Source organism: Pseudomonas sp. CFBP 5748, from assembly GCF_053850495.1.
The window spans coordinates 334,512-355,668 of the sequence record NZ_JBSPTN010000003.1 but is presented as its reverse complement, the minus strand read 5'-3'; the positions used below and the strand labels follow the sequence as shown (position 1 = coordinate 355,668).

The 21,157-nt window shown below is 59.9% G+C and carries 21 protein-coding genes and 1 pseudogene; 8 read left to right on the top strand and 14 right to left on the bottom strand.

Features of this window, described 5'->3' with window-relative positions:
• The 7 genes from ACWNZ1_RS09100 to ACWNZ1_RS09070 all read right to left on the bottom strand — a co-directional run bounded on the left by ACWNZ1_RS09100 (window position 1) and on the right by ACWNZ1_RS09070 (window position 5,469).
• A complete protein-coding gene (locus tag ACWNZ1_RS09100) occupies window positions 1-933 on the bottom strand; it encodes a metal ABC transporter solute-binding protein, Zn/Mn family (protein WP_256452932.1) in 933 nt (310 codons plus the stop codon).
• Window positions 930-1,670: a DUF6162 family protein gene (locus ACWNZ1_RS09095; RefSeq protein WP_265072071.1), complete on the bottom strand. Its 741-nt coding sequence runs from the start codon at window positions 1,668-1,670 to the stop codon at window positions 930-932. Before ACWNZ1_RS09095 ends, ACWNZ1_RS09100 begins: the two co-directional genes overlap by 4 nt.
• On the bottom strand, window positions 1,670-2,158 hold the full coding sequence (locus ACWNZ1_RS09090) for a DUF6644 family protein (protein WP_135845591.1): 489 nt from the start codon (window positions 2,156-2,158) through the stop codon (window positions 1,670-1,672). The genes ACWNZ1_RS09095 and ACWNZ1_RS09090 overlap by 1 nt, the downstream gene beginning before the upstream one ends.
• 39 nt (window positions 2,159-2,197) lie before the next feature.
• Window positions 2,198-2,680 (bottom strand): DUF6644 family protein, encoded by a 483-nt coding sequence (locus ACWNZ1_RS09085; RefSeq protein ID WP_135845590.1) that lies wholly within the window; start codon window positions 2,678-2,680, stop codon window positions 2,198-2,200.
• 21 nt (window positions 2,681-2,701) lie between these two features.
• Window positions 2,702-4,198 carry an alpha/beta hydrolase domain-containing protein gene (locus ACWNZ1_RS09080; RefSeq protein WP_256452930.1) on the bottom strand — a complete coding sequence of 499 codons (1,497 nt, stop codon included), beginning with the start codon at window positions 4,196-4,198 and terminating at the stop codon, window positions 2,702-2,704.
• Window positions 4,199-4,242: 44 nt separating this feature from the next.
• Window positions 4,243-5,007, bottom strand: coding sequence for a hypothetical protein (locus ACWNZ1_RS09075; RefSeq protein WP_256452929.1), 765 nt, complete (start codon window positions 5,005-5,007; stop codon window positions 4,243-4,245).
• 78 nt (window positions 5,008-5,085) lie between these two features.
• Window positions 5,086-5,469, bottom strand: a complete 384-nt coding sequence (locus tag ACWNZ1_RS09070) for a DUF6152 family protein (protein WP_280944022.1) — start codon at window positions 5,467-5,469, stop codon at window positions 5,086-5,088.
• A 237-nt stretch (window positions 5,470-5,706) separates the two neighbouring features.
• Between ACWNZ1_RS09070 and ACWNZ1_RS09065 the strand changes: the two genes are divergently transcribed.
• Window positions 5,707-7,044, top strand: a complete 1,338-nt coding sequence (locus ACWNZ1_RS09065; RefSeq protein ID WP_265072068.1) for an alginate export family protein — start codon at window positions 5,707-5,709, stop codon at window positions 7,042-7,044.
• A 99-nt stretch (window positions 7,045-7,143) separates the two neighbouring features.
• Here ACWNZ1_RS09065 and ACWNZ1_RS09060 read toward each other — a convergent pair whose 3' ends face one another.
• The 3 genes from ACWNZ1_RS09060 to ACWNZ1_RS09050 form a co-directional block, all read right to left on the bottom strand.
• Complete coding sequence (locus ACWNZ1_RS09060) at window positions 7,144-7,707, bottom strand: cytochrome b (protein ID WP_135845585.1); 564 nt, start codon at window positions 7,705-7,707, stop codon at window positions 7,144-7,146.
• 108 nt (window positions 7,708-7,815) lie between these two features.
• Window positions 7,816-9,270, bottom strand: a complete 1,455-nt coding sequence (locus ACWNZ1_RS09055; RefSeq protein ID WP_456027570.1) for an aldehyde dehydrogenase family protein — start codon at window positions 9,268-9,270, stop codon at window positions 7,816-7,818.
• 43 nt (window positions 9,271-9,313) lie between these two features.
• Window positions 9,314-10,687, bottom strand: coding sequence for an aspartate aminotransferase family protein (locus ACWNZ1_RS09050; protein WP_135845583.1), 1,374 nt, complete (start codon window positions 10,685-10,687; stop codon window positions 9,314-9,316).
• Window positions 10,688-10,903: 216 nt separating this feature from the next.
• Between ACWNZ1_RS09050 and ACWNZ1_RS09045 the strand changes: the two genes are divergently transcribed.
• From ACWNZ1_RS09045 to ACWNZ1_RS09030, 4 genes are all read left to right on the top strand, one after another.
• On the top strand, window positions 10,904-11,872 hold the full coding sequence (locus tag ACWNZ1_RS09045) for a helix-turn-helix domain-containing protein (protein WP_135845582.1): 969 nt from the start codon (window positions 10,904-10,906) through the stop codon (window positions 11,870-11,872).
• Between the two features lie 44 nt (window positions 11,873-11,916).
• Complete coding sequence (locus ACWNZ1_RS09040; RefSeq protein WP_135845581.1) at window positions 11,917-12,657, top strand: IclR family transcriptional regulator; 741 nt, start codon at window positions 11,917-11,919, stop codon at window positions 12,655-12,657.
• A gap of 204 nt (window positions 12,658-12,861) precedes the next feature.
• Window positions 12,862-14,310 carry an APC family permease gene (locus ACWNZ1_RS09035; RefSeq protein WP_456027569.1) on the top strand — a complete coding sequence of 483 codons (1,449 nt, stop codon included), beginning with the start codon at window positions 12,862-12,864 and terminating at the stop codon, window positions 14,308-14,310.
• Window positions 14,311-14,517: 207 nt separating this feature from the next.
• A complete protein-coding gene (locus ACWNZ1_RS09030; protein ID WP_256452925.1) occupies window positions 14,518-14,667 on the top strand; it encodes a hypothetical protein in 150 nt (49 codons plus the stop codon).
• A 214-nt stretch (window positions 14,668-14,881) separates the two neighbouring features.
• On the opposite strand, the gene ACWNZ1_RS09025 is transcribed toward ACWNZ1_RS09030, so the two are convergent.
• Both ACWNZ1_RS09025 and ACWNZ1_RS09020 read right to left on the bottom strand, forming a co-directional pair.
• Window positions 14,882-15,361 carry a hypothetical protein gene (locus tag ACWNZ1_RS09025; RefSeq protein ID WP_456027568.1) on the bottom strand — a complete coding sequence of 160 codons (480 nt, stop codon included), beginning with the start codon at window positions 15,359-15,361 and terminating at the stop codon, window positions 14,882-14,884.
• Between the two features lie 267 nt (window positions 15,362-15,628).
• Window positions 15,629-16,813, bottom strand: a complete 1,185-nt coding sequence (locus ACWNZ1_RS09020) for an aldo/keto reductase (protein WP_256452923.1) — start codon at window positions 16,811-16,813, stop codon at window positions 15,629-15,631.
• A 189-nt stretch (window positions 16,814-17,002) separates the two neighbouring features.
• Here ACWNZ1_RS09020 and ACWNZ1_RS09015 point away from each other — a divergent pair, with 189 nt between their 5' ends.
• Complete coding sequence (locus ACWNZ1_RS09015) at window positions 17,003-17,983, top strand: AraC family transcriptional regulator (protein WP_280944019.1); 981 nt, start codon at window positions 17,003-17,005, stop codon at window positions 17,981-17,983.
• A 40-nt stretch (window positions 17,984-18,023) separates the two neighbouring features.
• Window positions 18,024-18,275: pseudogene (locus ACWNZ1_RS09010) on the top strand (OprD family outer membrane porin); the annotation flags it as partial.
• Window positions 18,276-18,379: 104 nt separating this feature from the next.
• On the opposite strand, the gene ACWNZ1_RS09005 reads toward ACWNZ1_RS09010, so the two are convergent.
• Window positions 18,380-18,769 carry a winged helix-turn-helix transcriptional regulator gene (locus ACWNZ1_RS09005; protein WP_135845578.1) on the bottom strand — a complete coding sequence of 130 codons (390 nt, stop codon included), beginning with the start codon at window positions 18,767-18,769 and terminating at the stop codon, window positions 18,380-18,382.
• Window positions 18,770-18,871: 102 nt separating this feature from the next.
• Between ACWNZ1_RS09005 and ACWNZ1_RS09000 the strand changes: the two genes are divergently transcribed.
• Entirely contained in the window at window positions 18,872-19,990 is a 1,119-nt protein-coding gene (locus ACWNZ1_RS09000; RefSeq protein ID WP_456027567.1) for an NADH:flavin oxidoreductase, read from the top strand.
• Window positions 19,991-20,211: 221 nt separating this feature from the next.
• Here ACWNZ1_RS09000 and ACWNZ1_RS08995 read toward each other — a convergent pair whose 3' ends face one another.
• On the bottom strand, window positions 20,212-21,126 hold the full coding sequence (locus ACWNZ1_RS08995) for a LysR family transcriptional regulator (protein WP_135845549.1): 915 nt from the start codon (window positions 21,124-21,126) through the stop codon (window positions 20,212-20,214).
• Between the last annotated feature and the right edge of the window lie 31 nt (window positions 21,127-21,157).

Below are 21,157 nucleotides of genomic sequence, written 5' to 3'. Positions count from 1 at the left end.
TCATCGCTGCATGAACTCAACGGCTTCGGCCAAGGTCTCGAGGTTTTCGCGCATCGCCACCTCGAATTCGTCCGCGCTGTAGGTATCGCCGGTGATATGAGACAGCGAGAAGACCTTCACGCCGGTGGCGGCCTCGATAGGCTTGGCGAGATCGAGGGAGAAGTTTTTCTCGGCGAACAACACCTTCACATTGGCCTTCTTGATTGCGTCGATGGTGTTAGCCAGTTGCCGCGCGGTCGGCGCGACGCCGTGACGGGGCTCGATCACAGCGCTCACGAACAGGCCGAACTCCTGCATCATGTAGTCGTAGCCGGCATGCGTGGTCGCGCAGCGGAAGGAAGACAAATCCAGCGCGGCGAAGCGGGTCATGAAACCGGCCCGCAGCGCGCGGATGCGCGCGGCATAGGCCAGGGCGTTCTGTCGATACGCAGCAGCGTTGTGTGGGTCCAGCTCCCCCAGCCTGCGAGTGATCTCGAAGACCTGCTGTATCGCCGCTGTGGTGGAAACGAAGGTATGCGGATTGACCACCTTGGCACCATCCTGGTCGCCGCCGATGGGAATGAGGGCCACCGAGGCATTGGCCTGGATGATCGGCAACGTCGTCCCGCGACCGGCGGCCTTGATGATCTGGAAGGCCCACTCATCGTGGCCGATGCCGTTGACGACCAAGACATCGAGGGTCATCGCGCGGGTGATGTCGTCGGGCTGCGGCTGATAGTTATGCGGGTTCGCTTGCGCCGGAATGAGCGCAACGACCTCGGCCCGATCGCCGACGATGTTCGCCACGAAGCTGTAGTAGGGGTGCAGGGTGACGCCGATCTTGAGCTTCTTGTCCAAGGGCGCTGTCGGGCCGGCGAATGCAAGGGCAGGTATCAGCACCAGCAGCGCAAGGCAGCTGCGCCACAGTGCGCGGCGTCTGGTAGAAACGGTCATGGCTGGTTTCCTTTTACACGTTCGACTTCGCTGGCACCGTCGTAAGGAATGACCTGGCGCCAACCTTGGCCGACCAGCGATTCGGGCTTGACGATGCCTGGGTAAGGTGCGTTCGGGTCGCGGTGGATCCAGATCGTGGCCTGGTTGGCCCACATGACGCCGGCATGGGCGTGCCCAATGACGAGCAGGTAGGCGCTCTGGCCGGGCGCGCGACCGGCGGAGCCGTAGTAGACCGTGGCGCCCTGGCCCTGGGTGGCTTTCGAGACGTCGCTGGGGCTCGGCGGCGCGGGGGCGTCGGCGTCGTCGTGATCATCGACGGAACCAGCATGAGGCAGGTGGGTGCCCGGCAAAATCAACTGCCAATGCACCTCGCCATTGGTCTTCCAGAAGGCGTCTCGGTAGAACGGCGGCAGCAAGATCTTCTGGGCTTGCTCCAGGGTGATCCAACCGCCGGTGTCGTTATTGTTCCAGATGATTTCTTCACCGGCGGGCAGCAGGGCGCTGTGGATGGCCTGGTCGACTGCACCGAGGCCATCGAAGGAGCGCACCTGCCAGCTCAAGGGTGTCGGTGGGCCGGCGTGCTGTGGGCGCAGCAGCACATAACCTGTCACGCTGGCGATGATTGCCAGGGCTGCAAACAGCAGGGCCAGCGATTCCCAGCGGCTGGAAGCCGGACGCACGACATGGACCGCTCCGTTTACGTTATCGCCGAGGCTGGTTCGTGACAGGTGAGCCATCAGACAAACCCGATCCAGCGGCCAAGGCATATCACGCTCACCCACAGTGTCAGCGAACTGAATCCGGCGATACGTGCCTGGCTGGGAGGCGGCAGGGTGGTGTCCCACTCGTCGATCCGGCGATAGGCGCCCAGGTGGAATATCCCCATGTTGAGGCCGGCCAGCGCCAACAGCCCCATCTTCCACCAGAAAACGCTGTTCTGCGCATAGGTGGTGGCATTGGAGGCGAACATGAGCAGGCCAGTGATCACGCAGGCTGCGAAGGCAACCCAGGTGAATGGCAGCAGTTCCCGGATCAGCCGTAGCGCGCTTCGGCGATGGGAGGCGACGCCGAGCAGGCGCAAGTCGACGACGGCGATGGTCCCGAACACGAGGGCGATGCCGATCACATGCACCGACTCCAGGTTTGGGAAAATGGAACCCGACTCTCTGATCTGGGCGGCGACCGGGGTGTCCTCGAGGGCTTGCAGTATCGATTGAATGTCCATGGCGAATACCTGAGAAAACGTTCGTTGAACACGCTGGGATCAGTAAGCAATCCAGCGACCACAGAAGATCACGCCGCACCACAGGGCGATCGACAGCCAGGCCAGCGCCTTGATGGGAGGCTTCTCGTTATCGCCTTGAGCCTGAGCAGCGGGGCGCAACAATGGACGTCGAATTGTCCAGGCCAGGGTGAACACGGCAACGACCAGGAACATCTTCAGCCAGAACGTCGTGTTGACCAGTACGCGGTCTGGCTCGCCGATGATCATCACCAACCCGGTGAGGAGCAGGACGATGAGTGCGGCGCGCATCCATGGGTAGTAACGGCGAATGACGCCGCGCAAGGGTTCGTCCGTGGCGAGCATGCCGGCCAGCCGCAGGTCAGAGATCACGGCGGCGCCGAAGATCACCGCGATGGCAATGATATGAACGCTCTGGATGGTGGGCACGACCCAGGACAGGTCCCTGATGGCAGTGCTCAACGGTGATGCGTAGATCCAGGCGATGATGAGTTCTGATGACATTTGCTTTGCTTCCGCATGGGGTTAGAAGTCTTGGGGTTTTGCGATCGGACGCAGGCCCTTGGCATCCTCCGGGAGGAGATAGCCCTGCCTGATCGAGAGGCCCTTGGCCTCTTCGAATGCCTGTTCGTAGTGGCTGAAACTGCCGTAGCGCTGACCAAGCACTTCCTTGGAATAGGGCACTTTGGTGTCGTAGATCAGGCCGCAACCGGTCTCCTGGTCCGTGAGGTAGGTCGCGCTGGGCACCTGGATCCACGGCGGGCGCACGCCTCCTTGCAGGTTGCCGGTGGCGGGGTCGCGTGCGACGGCCTTGCCTTCGCGCAGGACTCGCGGCGCCTTCGGCATGGCTTTGCCCTCGCGCACCCATTGGTCCATGCCATCGAGGAGCGCCGAGACGACCAGCTCCACCGGTTCGTCGTACAGCGTCCGGCACCGTGGGTCGTCGCCCTTGCCGATGTCGGCAGCTAACAGTTCGGTATGCTCCGTACCGAGGTCGGCCAGCCGCAGATGCGGTATGCCGGTCACTTCGTAGTAGCGAAGCTGCGGGCTGTCGGTATCCGGCGGCAGGTCGATGCCTTCGATCACGTCGTGCATCAGTTCGGACTGGCTGTAGACGGTCACGAACGGCGCGCCGTCGGGCATCTGCCGCGGCAGCCGGATGACGTCGCCGCCCACCTCGCCATAGGCCATGCGCCCCGTCATGTAGGCATCGATCAAGGGGCTTGCGTCGGGCATGCGCCATTGCTGGTGCCGGCCCTGGTCGAGGTAGTCCATCCAGACTTGCGCGGTCACGGCCCAGCTATTGACGTAGACTCGCTTCACGTCGAGGCCTGCCAACGGGCCTTGCGCCGCATTGGTCTTGAGCAGCAGCGCCAGTTGCGCGCCAATGCCCTGGGATTGTGGAACGAACGGATCGGGACCGGCACCGCGAGTGAAACGCTCCGGATCGTAATAGGTGCCCAACGGCGCATAGCGTGCGTAGTCGAAGCGGCGCATGAATTCGAAGTTCACGATCCGTCCGTATTGGGCGACCTGCTCGGCCTCGGCAGCCGGGGTGTCCGAGATGAATTTGGGATCGACAGTCGGCTTGTTCATGTTCAGCGTGTAGCCGATGTACGCGTAGCCACGCCGCAGCAAGTAATCACGGGTCAGGATCCATCCCGCGCCGCGCTCGCCAAACCAACTGAATGGCTCGATTACCACCGTGCCATTGAAGTGCGCGGGGTCTGCCGGCTTGCGCACCAGAATGCGCGTGGTATAGGGCGCCTCGAGTAGGGTTTTGCCCGCGGCGGTAATGGCCGGGGCGACGCCTTGCAGGTAAAACTCCTCTTCGATGTAGTCGTACATGTCGAGGTCGCTGTGTTCGGTGCCCGGTCGCTTCGCCGACGACAGCGGCAGTACGCTGGAGGGCGGCACGGCAATGACCGTGGGCATGCGGGGCACCTCGGCGAAGGTGTTCGAGGTCAGCATCAGCGACAGCAGGGCGCCTTGTAGCGTTGGCCGCAGGATGCTGATGGTCATCGGTCGTTCCATCCGGTCACCTCCAAGGGGTCATTGATAGGGCTTCACTCACGGCTGAGGGACGCCTTGCCCTCGCTGTCGATCACGATCTGGTTGTTCTCGCAGACATACTCTTGAATGGCGTAGTTGGAGCGCTTGTACTCGAACGTGAAGCGATAAGGGGTGTTGAGCACCTGCGGGTCCTCGATCACCACCTGGTTCTCCAAGTGGTCCGGCCCCCGCAGCCTGATGCGTTCGGTGATCTTCATGTCCGCACCATGGGGAACGTCATAGAACGTCACGTCCGTTCGCACACGTTGTGTCTCCACGACGAGCGTGTCGCCTTCCCAGTGGCCGCGCGAATGGCCCTGGTACTTGGGGTCGAGCTTCTCTTTTGGCGGCATTGCCTCGTTCAAGAGAATCCGGCGTACCTGCTGGAGGTATTCGCCAAGGACAACCACTTGCTTGTCGTCGTGAATGATCTGGATCGGGAAGAGCGCCGCCATCAACGTTGGCATGCCCTCGGGCAGGCATCTGGAGCTCGTCGTGGCCAGCGGCGTCCCGGCTTCGTTCGCGACGGCCTGTTTTTTCTTCAACTCGGCGTATTGGCTGGCATAGGGTTCCTTCAGGTCCATCGGTCCGCCCGGGTGCACCGGCTCGTCCGGGTTCTCTCCGAACCAGTCATCCGGAGTCCTTTCCCAGGTGCCGCTGATGTCCGGGCGCTTGTCGTGCTGGGTCTTCGACGCTGCCGCGTTGCACATCCCGGCGACGGTCACGAGGACGATGCCGAGGAAGATCGTTGCTGCGCTCAAGGTTCGTGTCGGTTTCATTGAAACGTCTCCACGCTGCTGGCCTGTTTGGTTCGGTTAAGTTCGATGGTCATGAAGCGGGGGAGGGAAGGACTTCGCCTAACCGCCGCCCGTGAGCACGACGTCACCGATCTTGATCTCCACGAGCAGTCCTCCCGGGTCACCGTTCTTCAGCGGCCTGAAGGACACCTCGGCGCTCTCGCCGGCCTTGATCGAGTCAGCGCTCCAGCCCGCGCGTTGCAGCGCGTTGACACTGCCGGTCTCGATCTTGAAGCGCTGGGAGGGCGGGCCGGGCGTATCGAGGTAGATCGTGATGTGCGGATTGGTCCAGGCGAAGCGCTCGACCACGCCCTGGACCGTGACCGTCTTGGTCTGGTCGAAAAGCGCGAATGAATGGTGGGCGGTGGCCAGGGACGGTAGGGCACTGCAAGCGACGATGGTCAGCAGGCAAAGCCCCTGACGTAACAGCGGGGATGGGATCATGACGGATGCCTCGTTCTTATGCGTTCTTATGGCCCCAGCATAGGGGGGACACCTGCGCAGGCCGTAGCCCAAAACGGCAACCGTTCAAATCCCAGGACAGGTTTTCAGTGGGCAGCGATGGGACCAAGGGAATGGAGGGGCAACCCATGTCCACATGCTGATTTGGGCTACCGCATGGGCAGCCCGAGTCGGAACACTCATGACTCGCCTCATAAATATAAAAACAGGAGAGACGTCATGCGCACCCCCCACTACGCCCCATTACTTTCGTTGGTTGCACTCTGCACATTGGAGCCGCAGGCACAGGCCTACGAGCTCTACAACGAAGACGATGGTGCAACTGTCCTGAATGCCGACCTCTGGGCGGGGTTTGGTTGGTTCGGCAGTGAAAAGAATTACCTCGCCAACCCGCAGGAGGAGCCCGGCAGGATGCGATGGCAGGAAGGCTTCGCCAAGTACGGTGTAAACGGCACGACGGACAAGATCGGTCCCGGCTCGATCTACGGCGGGTTCAGCCTGATCAGTACGGGCTCATGGGGCGACGGGGACGCGGGAGCGATCACTGCCGGGAATGAAAGAAGAACGGCGGTAGAAGATGCCTATCTGGGTTGGAAGTCAGGTGATCTGATTCCCGCCCTGGGTACGGATGGCGTTGATTTCTCTTTTGGTCGGCAGATCGTGACGGTGGACGGTTTCCTGATCACCGACGATGGGTTCGCACCCGGCAAGGCCTTCAGCCCCATCCCTGGTGTCGCGGACGGTCGGTTCAATCGCGGCGGCGCCTTTTACCTGGGGCCGCGATTGGCCTTCGGCAATACGGCCGTTCTAAAGCTGGGCGGTACGCAGGGGCTTCACGGCAGCCTGATGTGGTTGAAGTCGGACAATCCAGGACAGTCGGAGACCGAAGTGGCGGCTGCCACCATCGACTACACGACGTCCATCGGCTCGATTGGTTCGACCTATGTGCACGGGCTGGATGTCAACGAGCGATATACCTTCGCCGATCGGAGTGAGCGCAAGGGCATGGATATCTACAGCATCCGTGGCCAGGGCAATGCCGGCATCGAGAACGCTGATTTTGCATTCGAGGTGGCGCGCCAGGAAAAACGTTCGGGGTCGCAACGGGCGATGTTCTTCGACGCGGGCTACACCTTTGCCGACGTCAAATGGCAACCGGCGGTAAGTTACCGTTATTCGCGTTATTCCGAAGGCTGGGACTTCCTGTTCCAGGGCGGTTTCCGCAAACGATACCAAGGTGAAGTCGCCGCGAACTATGCCGGTTCAGTGACCTCGAACATGCAAATCAACGATGTGCTGTTCTCGGTTCAGCCGACCGACAAACTGACACTCAACGCGATGTACTTCCACTATAACCAACTCTCCGACCGGGACACTCAAGACTTCAGTGCCCGTGAGGTCGACCTGTATCTGGACTGGATGGTGACGGACAACGTCACGCTGTCGCCGCTGGTGGGTTTCTACAAGCCAAGGAAGTGGCTCGGGGACGGTGGTTTGCAGAGCGGGAGCGCATCAACCAACACTTACTTGCAGTTCATCGTGTGGGTGACGTTCTGATCTGAGTCGCCGCTGGCGGCATCTGTTGCAGAGAGTTAGATGCGCAGGCGCCACCAGCGGTGGCGCTTTCCGGCGGGAGAGGTGATTAAGGCGGGACGGTCACAGCATGCGGCGCAGGACGTCGTTGCGAGGGTCCGGGTCGAAGAACCGGTGCTTGAGGGCGCCGGCGACATGCAGCACGATCAGGCCGAGCAGGGTATAGGCGAGTACTTTGTGCAGCCACTGGAAGACGACGAACCAGTCGTCATTTTTCGGTAGCAGCTCCGGCAGGTTCACCCCAAAAAAGAATACCCCGTCGCTCATCGTGTAGGTACTCGACATCGAGTAACCCATCAACGGCACAATCACGATAAGCACGTACATGGCACGCTGCACAAGCTGTGACAAAAACCGCTCATGTCCAGCCAGTGTTTCCAGGGGTTGTGGAAGCTTGGGGGTGCGCCAGCGCAGGGCGATCTGGACCAGAACCACCAACAGCATCAACACCCCAAAGGATTTGTGCCACGGGTAATAGAGTTCGTATTTGCTTGCCACTTCATCATTCATCCCGGTCATATGCCAGCCAGCCCAGAGGAGGCCGGCGATGAGCACGGCGCGCACCCAGTGCAACATACGCAGGGACGTAGGATACCGATCAATTGTTGTTTGATTTACCGGATTCATCGCAGTCTCTCCATCGATCATCAAGGCATCGCAATGCACATTTGAACGGCCACCCTCTACGACACAGGGGCTTGGAGGGTGGTCCGGTCAGTGCGGTTTTTTTTGTTCTCAGTTAGGCAGCAGCACGGTGATGACCTTTTCTTCGGTATAGGCCAACGCGCCGCTGAACCCGCCTTCACGGCCAATGCCACTGCACTTGACGCCGCCCCAGGGCAGGTTGGCATCCAGCGGGCTCCAGCAGTTGATGCCCACGGCACCGGCCTTTACCGCCGCGGCGACGCGGTGCGCTCGCACCAGATCGCTCGTCCAGATCGTGGCCGCCAGGCCGTAGGTGGAATCGTTGGCCATTGCGATCGCCTCATCTTCGCTGTCGAACGTGATCACCGTGCCAACGGGGCCGAAGATCTCGTCTCGGGCGATCGCCATGTCATTGCGGGCGTTGGCGAAGATGGTCGGCTGCACAAACCAGCCCTGCTCGGGGTTCGATACGCCGCCGGCCAGCAGGGAGGCGCCTTGTTCGATGCCCAGCTGGATGTAACGGTTGACCCGCTCGAACTGTGCTTTCTTGGCCACTGGCCCCATCTGCACGTCGGGCTGTCGAGGATCGCCCACCTTGACTGCTCGGGCGGCATCGGCAAGCGCTGCGGCGAAGCGATCGGCGATGCTGCGCTGCACCAGGATACGCGAGCCAGCGGCACAGACCTGGCCCTGGTTGACGAACAAGCCAAGCGCGCAGCCGCGCAACGCGTCGTCGAAGGACGCGTCGTCAAAGACAATCTGTGGGCTCTTGCCGCCCAGCTCCAGTGCCACACGCTTGAACAGCACGCCGGCGGTGCGCTGGATCTCGCGTCCGGCCTCGGGGCTGCCGGTGAAACTGATCTTGGCCACGTGCGGGTGTTCGCACAAGGCGCGACCCACCTGTGCACCGTAGCCGGTAACCACGTTGATCACACCATCAGGGAAACCCGCTTCCTGGGCCAGCGCCGCCAGGTGCAGCGCCGACTGCGGGGTTTCTTCCGAAGGCTTGATGACCACGGTGCAGCCTGCCGCCAGCAAAGCGGCGAGCTTCCAGACCGTGATCATCAGCGGCGAATTCCAGGGCACGATGGCACCAACCACGCCCACCGGCTCGCGCACTGTGTACGAGAGGGTCTTGCTGCCGAAGTAGCCACCGGTGGGAATGGTGCGCCCCTCCAGTTGGTTGGCCCAGCCGGCGGCGGCGCGCAGGTTGGCGATCGCGTTGGGCAGGTCCATCCGGCGTGGCTCGATCGGGGAGCGACCGATGGCGTTGGCGTCCAGATCGGCCAGCAACTCGGTGTCGCGTTCCACCAGGTCAGCCAGCTTCGACAGCAGTCGACCGCGCTGGGCACCGTCGAGCTGGCTCCAGGCGCCACCCTCGAGTTGGCTGCGCGCTGCCTCCACGGCGCGGTCCACATCCGCGCTCGTGCCGCGTGCGGAGCTGCCGTACACCTGTTCTGTCACGGGGTTGATGAGGGTTATGCGCCCACCGTCGGAGGCCTCGAAGGACGCTCCTTGGATGAAGTGATTCAGGTGCTGAGTCATGTTAGGGGCCCTGCGTAATGTGAGTGATCGGGGGTTGCGCGCCTCATGCTTCGAGGGAGGCCAGGGCGTCGCCAAAGATGTCCAGCGCCTTGAAAAACAGCGAGCGTGTGATCGTCAGCGAGGGCATGACGCGCATCACGTTGCTGTAGCGACCGCAGGGAATCATCAGCACGCCGTGGTTCAGCAGGTAACCCATGAGTTGACCGATCTTGGCACCCTCCAGCGGTGCTTTGGTGACCGGGTCTTCGACCAGCTCGATACCGATCATCAGGCCACGCCCGCGAACCTCGCCGACGAAGGGGCTCTTGAAGCCACGGATACGCTCCTGGGCTTCCAGGCCCAGCGTGTGAGCGCGATTGAGCAGATCGAGCTCAGGGTCCTGCAGGATGCTGATGTTGGTCAGCGCCACTGCCGCAGACAACGAGTTGGCGGCGAAGGTATTGGGCATCGAACCGTCAGGAATCGCCGCCGCCAGGTCCGAGCGCATGATCAGGCCCGCCATCGGCAGGTCGCTGCCGATACCTTTGCCGAAGGTAAGCATGTCGGGTTTTACACCCGAATGCTCGACCGCCCACATCTTGCCGGTACGTCCCGCCCCGGATTGCACTTCATCGACGATCAACAACGCGCCGCTGCGGTCGCAGGCCTTGCGCAGCAGTTGCAGGAACTCTGGCGAGGGAGGCACGTAGCCGCCTTCACCCTGTACCGGCTCCACGATCACGGCGGCCACGTCATCGGCGGCGGTGTAAGGGGTATTCAGCAGGTAATCCACGTAGTCGCCGGCGATCTGTTCGGCGCTTTTGTGCGTGGTGTCGAAGGGGAAGCGGTAGGCATAAGGGTAGGGGGCGTGAATGACGCCACCCATCTGGGCGCCGTAACCCTTGCGGTAGGCCGTACCGGTCGTCAGCGCACCGGAGGCGTTCCACACGCCGTGGTAGCCGCCATGGAAGGCGATGATCTGGTGCCGTCCGGTAACGCGTTTGGCGAATTTGATCGCGGCTTCCAGCGCATCGCTGCCGCTTTGCGTGAAGAACGTAATGCAATCGCCGCGCAAGCCGTCGGGTGCGATCTCGGAGAGTTTGGCGGCCAGTTCGGTGCGCCGGGTGCTGTTGACTTCCAGGGCGTGCATCAGCACTTCGGACTGTTCGCGGATGGCCTGCACCACTTTCGGGTGGCAGCGACCTACGCTGCTGACGCCCACGCCTGCGGACAAATCGATATAGGTGTTGCCATCAGCGTCCTTGAAGGTCGCGCCGAAAGCCCGGTCCATGGCCACGGGCATGCGTCCGCCGCCGCGGGCCATCGACTCGGTACGCGCCGACAACGCCAGGGCCTCGGTGGTCTTGGGGCCAGGAATGGTGGAAGTGATCCGCGGGGCATCCGCGAAGTGGAGGGATTCAAGCTTGGTTTCACTCATGACGGTCTCTCAGGATGTCGGTTTTCAGTGTCTCGATCATCCCCGTCGCGTCTGTCTGGCCGGTAGCCCGAATCGGCACATTGGGAGGGTCGCCTCGAACGCTTGTTTCGAAGAATGACCCCTTGCACAAAGAAATTTGCAGAATTCTCTTAATGTGAGAATATCGCCAAGGAAGGCAACCTAAAAAGAAGAATATTGGCCGAGGCTTTCGTCATCATGAAAATTCAGAACATCAGCCACTTTCGTGACATCCATGTCCACGCCGCTACCGTCCAGGAGTGGAATCAGGACTACAGCCAGTTAACCGCTGGCTCGATCGAGAGTTCGCTCATACAGTTGACGACGGCGCGTTGCCACATATTCCGCGAGCAGATCAACCAACGCGTGGTGCAGCATGGCGTGGCCCCCCGAGGCAAGATGTGCTTTGCCGTGCCCATCACCGTCCCGGGTTCGATTCGGATGCAGGGGCGGGAAGTGGACGACAGCAGCCTGTTCTTTCTTCACGGTGGCGAGGAGTTCATGTTTCACATGCCGGTGGGCATGGAGCTGCTGGCCATTACCTTCGAACGTGAACTGTTCGAGCAGGCGCTGGCACAAACAGCATCGGCCAGGGAAATCAGCCAGTTGCTGCGTCAGCCGGTGATCAGGGTCTCCACGCAACGCTATGCAGACGCTCGACGTCGAATGCTGGCCGTATTCTCCCAGGCGCTCTCGAACGAAGATCTTGGCAATACGCAAGATCGGGAGCTGGAACTGGAACAGGCCATGCTCGGCGAGTTGCTGCAACTGATGACCGACCCGGCCTGCGACAAGCAGCAGCGTCTTCCAAGCTCCACACGCAGCTTTATTGTCGAGAAGTGCCATCGCCTGGCGACCGCGGAATTGAACAACGTGCCCAGCGTGGACGAGTTGTGCCAGCGACTCCAGGTGAGTCGACGTACCGTGCAGAACAGCTTCCGCTCGGTTGCCGAGACGACACCCATCAATTACTTGCGCTCCGTGCGGCTCAACGGTGTACGCCGAACCTTGATGTCCACCCGGGCCGCGCATCTCTCGATCGGTGATGTCGCGGCCCAATGGGGCTTCTATCACCTCAGTCATTTTGCGGCGGAGTATCAGGAACTGTTCGCAGAATTGCCCTCCCATACCGCCCGCGCGGCCATCGCCGATTGCGCGCGTGCCTGAGCATCTACCGAGCATGGTGTCGACTGCACAAGGATGTAGAAAAGATGAATAGCCTTCGCCGCCTGCTCATGGTCTTCGACTTGTTTCGCCCTGAACAACCGGTCATTGACGTGGAGATCATTTGCCAGGAACTCGGCTTCACGCCCGCGACCGCCTATCGCTATCTGCGCGAACTCGGCGATGCCGGCTTCTTGAAGCGATTGCCGCGCGGCTACGCACTCGGCCCGCGAATCGTCACGCTGGAGCATCAGATGACGAAGTACGATCCCTTGCTGGCGTGCAGCCGGGACCTGGTCGATAAATTGGTCGACGATACCGGCCTGGATGCGCTGGTCAGCGAATGGCATGGTGATTCAGTGGTCAACGTGCTGATCCAGCGGGGCTCCGATGTCGGCCCGGTTGGTGGCGACAGGGGACGACCGATCGATCTGCTCCACAGCGCGACTTCACGGGTCGTATTGGCGTATCTGCTGCCACGCCAGATCCGTCGCATCTATGACGCTCACGCGCACCCAACCGAACCCCAGCAGCAGGGCTTGGCGTGGAAGCCGTTCAGCAAGAGCCTGCTTGCCATCCGCAAGCAGGGCTACTGTATGAGCGAAAGCGAGCTGCATCCGGGACGCAGTGGCGTCGCGGCGCCGATCTTCGACGAAAAGCAGCGCGTCCTTGGCAGCATGACCCTGGTTGGACGCAGTGAGCGGTTCCGTGCGTTTCAACCGGGCTACCTGTGCGATCTGGTGACCGGCGCGGCGTCGGAACTGACGGCGCGCATCGCCTTGCAATGAGGTGATAGCGGGGGCCGGATGACAGCCCTGCGGTTTTTTTCGAGGAGCGGACTCTGGTTACCGATTTGGGATAGTGGAGCGTTCAGGGAGAGGCATAGGATCGAATCCAGCGTGCAACGAGAACGACAACGCTATTCGATGGCGGTGAGCGGTTGACTGCATCGATCCTACAGCGACTGCCTCATACAATAAGGTCAAGAAAACATGAGTGTATCTCTCCCGGTCAACAGCTCCACGGAGCTCAAGCGTGGGGCCCTGGGTGTCGGCTTCATCATCTTCTTCGTGGTTTCGGCGGCGAGTCCCTTGAGTGTCATCGCCGGCGGCTTCCCCATAGGCATCATGCTGGGCAACGGCGCCGGTACACCGGCCTTGCTGATCCTGGCCCTGCTGGTGTTGCTGGCGTTCTCGGTGGGCTACACCACCATGTCCCGGCATGTCACCAACGCCGGTGGTTTCTATGCATTCACTTCTCGTGGCCTGGGTGGTTTGGCTGGCGGGGCGGCGGGAGTGTTGGCGATGTTTGCCTACAACATACTCCAGGTGGGGCTGTATGGCATGTTCGGTGGCGTGGTCAGCGGCACGATGGAGAGTGTGTTCGGCCTGGTGTTGCCCTGGTGGACGTATTCGCTGATGGCGATGGCCAGCATTGCGATCCTTGGCTATCGCAAGATCGACCTGTCCGCCCGGGTGTTGTCGGTCATCGTGATCGCCGAATACCTGGCAATCCTGCTCCTGGACTTCGCCATTCTCAGGACGGGCGGTGACAGTGGCATCAATCTCGACGCATTCGATCGCAGCCACGTACTTAGCGGCACTCCCTCAATCGGCTTGCTGTTCTGCTTCGCCGCGTTCATCGGCTTCGAGGCCACCACCATCTACGGCGAAGAAGCCAAGAACCCGCAACGCACGATCCCGATTGCAACCTACTGCTCGGTGCTGCTGATCGGTGGTTTCTACGCGCTGTCGGTCTGGTCGATGGTGATCGGCGTAGGGGCGGACAAAATCGTCGCCACGCTCCAGGCCTTGCAGGACCCGACGACGTTCATCTATGGCATGTCCGATCACTTTGTCGGCCCGCACCTGACCCAGGTCATCCGCGTGCTGTTCATGGTCAGTATCTACGCCGGGCTGTTGGCGTTCCACAATGCCGCGGCCCGTTACTTCTATGCGATCGGCCGTGACGGTTTGCTGCACAGCCGGCTGGGGACCACCCATCGTGTGCACCAGAGTCCGCACATGGGCTCGGTGTTGCAGAGCTTGATCTCCGCCGTAGTCGTGCTGATTTTCGCCGCCATGGACGCCGATCCGATCCTGCAGTTGTTTGCCTGGCTGTCCAACCTGGCTACGCTTTGCGTGATCTTGCTGATGGCGCTCACTTCCGCCGCGGTATGGGTCTTTGCCCAGCGTCACCCCGAGCTCAAGCTGGGGATCTGGCGTGGACGGATTTTTCCGGGATTCTCTTGCGTTGCACTGTTGGCGGTCCTGTTTATCGCAGTGGTGCATTTCGATGTGCTGACGGGCGCGAGCAAGGCCTTGTCATATGGACTCTGCGCGATCATTCCCGCGGCCCTGCTGGCTGGCGTGTTCCTGGCCGCGCGACTTCGCCAGGTGTCCCCGGAGCGGTTCATGGCCCTGGGTAGCCACAAGCTTTAAACATTTTCAGAAAAGGATATTTCGTTCGCAGCGGAGTATCCGTTTCACGACGTTGCCGAAGTGGCGGCCATTGCGTTGACTGAGGATCGACTGGCGTACGGTACCTTCGAACTGTGCGCGCCAGGTATCCAGTCTCGCTCCGAAGTGGCAGCGATACTGAGTGAGGTCCTTGGACGAAATATCGGGGTTGGTACGATCGACCGCGCAATGCTCACTGACTCGCCGGGCGACATGATCAGCATGTTCGCGCACTATGATCATGCGGGTCTGCTCGGCAGCGCACTGGCCCTGCGGACGATCCTCGGTCGTGAGCCGCGCACATTGCGGGCGTACTTTGAAGAACTGGCCCGCCAATAGGACATTCCCGCTGCCTGTCGGCTTGCAACTTCCTGAGCGAATTGAGCCCGGTTGGCTAGAAAACCCCGGCCTCCCGCTATATACCCTCAAGGTCAGGTCAACGCCAGGGAGGCAAAGGACGGCTATGTTTCAATCAAAGTGTCACCTATGGGAATGCACTTTTTTTGTAACCCATGTGGTTGTCCCGTACACAATCGTCAGGTCCAGGCTCCGCTTAAGTGGGAGGGCTGAGCGAAGGAAGTTTTCTTGCGCCTGCTACAGAGTTTAGCCAGAGCAGAATGGCTGCGAGAGAGGCGGCTACTATCAGCGTGAGCCACATGATGACCAACAGGGGGAATGTGACAGTATTGTTCAACTCACGGAAAATGCCGAAGGCAAAAGCGGTGTACCAAGACACACCCGAAACTGCACCTGATGCGAGAAATAAGGCAGCTCTCCTGCGGGAGACTCCAAAGAGCAGCGGACGACTCAAGTCGCGTAGGGCTGCTGGCAACACAAACGCGTGGATGATTATTCCATTGATGGTCAGGACGATCACCACAATCACCTTGGCCCAGAGTTTAGGATTTTCCAACTTTTCCGGCGACTCCATCGCGTAAAGGGCCAGGAAACCAAGGCCTGAAAGCCACAGGAGGCATAGTCCAGCAGTGACCGCGTCGCTGATGAAGTGAAAGGTGCGTCTCTGCGCATCCACCGCAAAATCCAGAGGTCCAGCATCGTTGCCCCGCCGAGACCGAAGCACATACCGAGCAGGTGTATACCTACAAGGAGTGTCAGAACGTTTAGCTGTGGGAATGGGTCAGGCAAGGGAACGCTCAGCGCAAGTGTGTCCGCGAGTAAGTGACCGCTACCGGAGAGCGCAAGTAGGCCGCCGAAAATCATGAAAGAAGTTCGTATCTTCATTTGTTACGACCTCAGGCTAGTGTTCTTATTCAGCTGGTAGCACGGGCGTGGACCCTATTCAGGAAGGAACCGGTGCTTGCGCATCGATCAAGCCCTGGCTCTTGAGCTCCTCCCAAAAGGCTGACGGAATACCGACCTTCATCGCTTGTACATTGGAAACTATCTGCCCCGGCGAACGTGCCCCCGGAATGATCGCGGACACTTGCGGATGTGCCGCGGCGAACTGCAGGGCGGCAGTATGAATGTCGATGCCATGTCGGCTGGCAACCGTCATGATCCGCGCGCGTTTTTCTACCGCTCCGGCAGGTAGATCCAGGCTGAAGTTATATCGGCTGCGCCCTCCCAGAAATCCATCATTCAGGGGTGTTCCAACCACGACACTGGTGCCCTTGCTTCTCAATGCCGGAAAGGTGTTGCGCAACGCATCGCTGTGGTCGAGGAGGGAATACTGGCAGGCAAGCAACACGATGTCGGGCGTCGGGTCATTACTGGTCAGGGCCTGAACCACGGCGTTCGGTGTATTGACTCCGAAGCCCCATGCCTTGATGAGCCCTTCATTACGCATCTTTTCAAGCTCAACCATCGCCCCTGTGCGCGCAATTTGATACGCCGCTTCCCATCCGCCCTCCAGCTCAGTGTTATCTGGCGAGAGGTCATGGATAAAGACGATATCGATACGGGGTAACCCCAGACGCTGCAGGCTGTCTTCCACGGAGCGGCGCGTGCCTGCTGCGGTGTAGTCATATCGATAGTTGAAGGGCGCCGGCGACTTCCAGATGGCATGGTCCGCACGCCGGCCGCCAGCGGCCGTCAATACGCGGCCGACCTTGGTTGAGACCACATAATCGTCTGGATTTTTGTCGTGCAGGAAGCGGCCTAGGCGATATTCACTCAAGCCAAACCCGTAGAACGGCGATGTGTCGTAAAGCCTTACACCGGCACCCCAAGCAGCTTGCAGAACCAAAGCCGCCTGCTCGTCGCTGATTGGCGCAAAGATATTGCCAATCTGCGTCCCGCCCATACCAAAGCGTTGAGGCGTCATGTATCTCATGGCAAGCGAGGGCAAATTGAGGGGCAGGTCTGTGCGCACGAGCCGCCCTTGCGTAGGCATCACGCTTCCGCGTTCTGTCAGCGAAGAGGGCGCTGGAGCTGTAGCCAGCGAACTTGCGACAGTCGATGCTGGCAGCAAAGCGGCTGCAACAGCGCCAGCCGCCGAATAGGTAAGAAAATCTCGTCTGTCCATCCAGCATTCCTTTCGCGACTGAGGGTTCTCGGGCTCATCGAAGCCGGTAATTGGTACTAGAAGTTAGAGCAACGAGGGTTAGCCGAGTGACCCTAATACGCCATATCTTTTGCACAATCCTGCCGATGCACTTGTGCTGGTCACGCACTCTCAGCAAACTCGAGCATTCCTTATATAGGGGCACATGTGATGACGAGCGGTTCCTCCTCGCAGTTCCGTTTCAGCCATGTGCGTTCCCTGGGCATGCACGAACCCGCTCAGCCCAACGAACGCCTCCAGGCACTCAGACGGCTTATTGAAAAAGTCACCCTGCAGATTGGGTTGAACGAGGCTTGCACAACGTCGATTCCAGGCTTGAGCTTTTATCGAGTAGCCGAGCTAGGTACGCCCACGTACTGCATTTATGAGCCTTGCGTGGCCATCATTGTGCAGGGCGCGAAGGAGATCGCGTTCGGCGAGCAAGCCTGTGAGTTTGAGCAAGGGGCGTTTTTCGTCACTTCGGTCGATATACCCACACTGGCTCGCGTTACCGCGGCTAACGAGCAAACCCCTTATTTATCAGTTGTGTTGAAGCTCGATTTTTCCATGCTCAATGAAGTGATTCTGACCCTGGAACCGCCAAATCAGGAAATGACTACTGCGGCGCGGGGCTTCGTATCCGGTGTGGCGACGAGTGAGATGCTCGATGCGTTCGTTCGACTCGCCACGCTGATCGAACGGCCGCTTGAAGCAGGCTTGATGTCGGGCCTTATCAAGCGGGAGATATACGGTAGGCTGCTGCTCAGTGAAGCGGGGCATTTGTTGCGCAGTGTCACTCGCGAGGGTTACCGAGACAAGGGCATCGTGAGAGCCATTGAATGGCTCAAATATCACTACGATAAACCGTTGCAAGTGGCCGACCTCGCCGAACGATCGGGCATGGCCAGCTCTACCCTGCATCACCGCTTTCGCAAGCTGACAGGTACCAGCCCCATTCAGTATCAAAAATCGCTACGGCTGCAAGCCGCGCGCAGCCTGATGTTGACCGAGAGGGTAGACGTGAACACCGCCGCGTTGCGGGTCGGCTATGAAAGCGTCGCTCAATTCAGTCGCGAATATGCCCGGCGTTTCGGAGCCCCACCCTCAAGAGACATCAAGCACGCACGGGAGAATGGTGGATGGCTCGACTAATTAAGCGACCCAATCACCTTAATCCAGACAGAGACCGCGCAACTTCGTGGTACTCGGCGTACCGGGCCTGACATTAATGAACCGATATATCAGCGGTGATGATGTCCATACAGGTCCGATTACCGATGGCAAAGAATGGGGCCGAGAATCGGAACTGGCCTACGTGGTGCAGTCCGGCGCGCTGAAAAATCTCAGCGTTAGATGGCGAAACTCGAGTATTCGCAGGGACTTCAGTACCAACGAATTTGATGAAAATCGGATCTTTATTAATTACCCTATATCGTTATTGTGACGAATTCCGCTCGCCCAATACCTGGCAGCGTGGCTTCTGCGATCGCTTGAACAGCAACTAACTTCATCAGGCGGTTGCAGGTAAGCCTAGGGTCAAACAGGCACTTAATGTGGCATTTGTAGGTTTACCTCAGCAGTCTCGTCAAACTTCAAACGGGCCGCTTCAACCTCAGGCAATTTGTCGAGTGTCCATTTATGCAATTCGCGAAATGGCTGCTGCAGTGTTCGACCCAGTTGGGTGATCTCATACTGCACTGCCACGGGCGAGAACGAAATGACCTTGCGCGAGACGAGGCCATTTCGTTCCAGCCGCCGCAAGCACTGTGTCAGTGCCTTCTGAGTGACGCCCTCCAGGCGGCGCTTGATGGCATTAAAGCGGTGCGGGCCATCATCCAGCACCGCCAGTACCATCATTGACCACTTATCTGCGATCTGGTCGAACAGCGCCCGGCTTGGGCACTCCGACGAAAAACATTGCGGCTTTAATTCCAGCATCGACGTTTCCTCATGTATACCTAGGCGACTCTAAGTGCCTAATTGACATCTGGTTTACAAAATATACTTATATGGCTTCCAAAAGCAAACGGAGTCCATCCAATGTCAAACCCTGATACCAGCATTCTATTCCGCCCTTTTTCCATCCGATCGCTTGAACTGAAAAACCGGATTGTCATGTCGCCGATGACGAGGCAATTTTCGCCAGAGGGCATCCCCGGTGAAGGGAGCGCTGCCTACTACCGGCGGCGGGCCGAGGGGCGGGTCGGATTGATTTTGTCAGAAGGGACCGTCGTTGATCGACCCGCTTCACGTAACGGTTCCGGCATTCCTTTTTTCCACGGTGAAGCAGCGCTGGCTGGATGGAAGAACGTGATTGATTCTGTTCACAACGCGGGTGGCCGTATGGGGCCGCAACTCTGGCACACCGGTGCTGTGCGTGACGTCAGCGGCTGGGAGCCTGATGCGCCGGTTGAAAGCCCATCTGGCCTCGACTCGCCAAATGTCCCGCGCGGTGTGGCAATGAGCGAAGAGGATATTGCAGACGCGGTTGCTGCTTTTGCCAAGGCAGCAGCGGATGCCAAACGACTGGGTTTCGACACCGTCGAGATCCATGGGGCACATGGTTATTTGATCGATCAGTTCTTCTGGGCTGGCACCAATCAGCGCATCGATCGTTATGGCGGACCGACGATCAAAGAGCGCTCGCGCTTTGCCGCTGAGATTGTGTCTGCCGTTCGTCATGCGGTCGGCCCCGAATTCCCTATCATCATGCGCGTCAGCCAGTGGAAGCAGCAGGACTTTGGGGTGCGTCTCGCCGAGACCCCAGCACTGATGGAAGACTGGTTGCTGCCATTGGTTGAGGCGGGTGTTGATGTTCTGCATTGCTCGCAGCGACGCTTCTGGGATCCTGAGTTTCCCGAAATTGATGGTGAGAACGGGCTGAACTGCGCGGGCTGGGCGAAGAAAGTCACTGGAGCCACAACCATTAGCGTCGGCTCGGTCGGGCTGGATAACGATGTCACTAACGCCTTCGCCGGCCAGGGCTCAGCCCCTGCAAGCTTGGACCGCCTGGTCGAGCGTATGGAGCGCGAAGAGTTTGATCTGATCGCCGTAGGACGTGTTCTGCTGAGTGACAAGGATTGGGTCGCCAAAGTGGAAAATGGCGATTACGCGGAGCTGAAGGGCTTCAATCCGGCGTCTTTAGCCGAATTGGTTTGAGCCTTAAAGCGGAGTGGAGAGTGTGATGCCACACAGGTTTTAGTCTGAAGAAATCAGAGCTCTAGCCTAGGATTTTGCGAGGTCGAGAGCGTAATCCGTTGTTGAGTGCGCCATGACTGTTTCAATGACTGAAGCTGTCAAGGCCACTCAACACCTGTGTAAATAGGACCGCGTTGCGGTGCAGTCGTATTAAACGTTTTTCGAAACTCGGTGGAGTTCTGTTACAGGCTTTCCGGATCCCCGAAGAACATCTGAATCCGCGAACGCAACCAGCGCTCGCCCGGATCGTTATCCTGGGACCCGCGCCAAGCCATGTGCAGCTCGAAACTGCGCACCGGGAGCGGTGGGTCTTCGGCGCGTACGCCACCGGCGGCGGTGAGGGCGTCGGCGGTGTAGTCGGGCACGATGGCGATGATGTCAGTGCCCGCCAGCAGCGTGCTCAAGCCATTGAACTGCGGCACGGCCAAGACCACATGGCGCTTGCGATCGAGCTTCCCCAGTTCTTCGTCGATAAAACCGCTCAAGTCACCGGCGAAGGACACCAGTGCATGGGGGCGAGCGCAGAATTCGTCCAGGGTCAGCCGTCCTGGGGCCGTGTCGGCCCGTAGCACTTTGGGCATGCTGCGCCGCAAGACTTTGCGCTTGGCGTTGGCTGGCAGATCCTCGGTGTAGCTGACACCGATGGAGATCTCACCGGACGCCAGCAAGCCCGGCATCAGGATGTAGTTGACCCGGCGCACCACCAGGACGATGCCCGGGGCTTCGGCCCGCAGGCGCTTGAGCAGCATCGGCAGCAAGGCGAACTCGGCGTCGTCCGACAAGCCGATGCGGAACACCGAGGTGCTGGTGGCTGGGTCGAATTCCGCCGCACGGCTGACCGCCGTGGAAATCGAGTCCAGGGCCGGGGAGAGCAGGGCGAAGATCTCGACTGCCCGGGCCGAAGGCTCCATGCTGCGGCCGGTGCGCACGAACAACGGGTCATCGAACAGGCTGCGCAGGCGCGACAACGCGGCGCTGATGGCCGGCTGGCCGAGAAACAGCTTCTCGGCCGCGCGGGTCACGCTGCGTTCATGCATCAGTGTTTCGAACACGATCAACAGGTTCAGGTCGACACGCCGCAGGTCATTACGATTCATCTGGGGTCCTGGCAGGTTCAGCAAGCTTGAC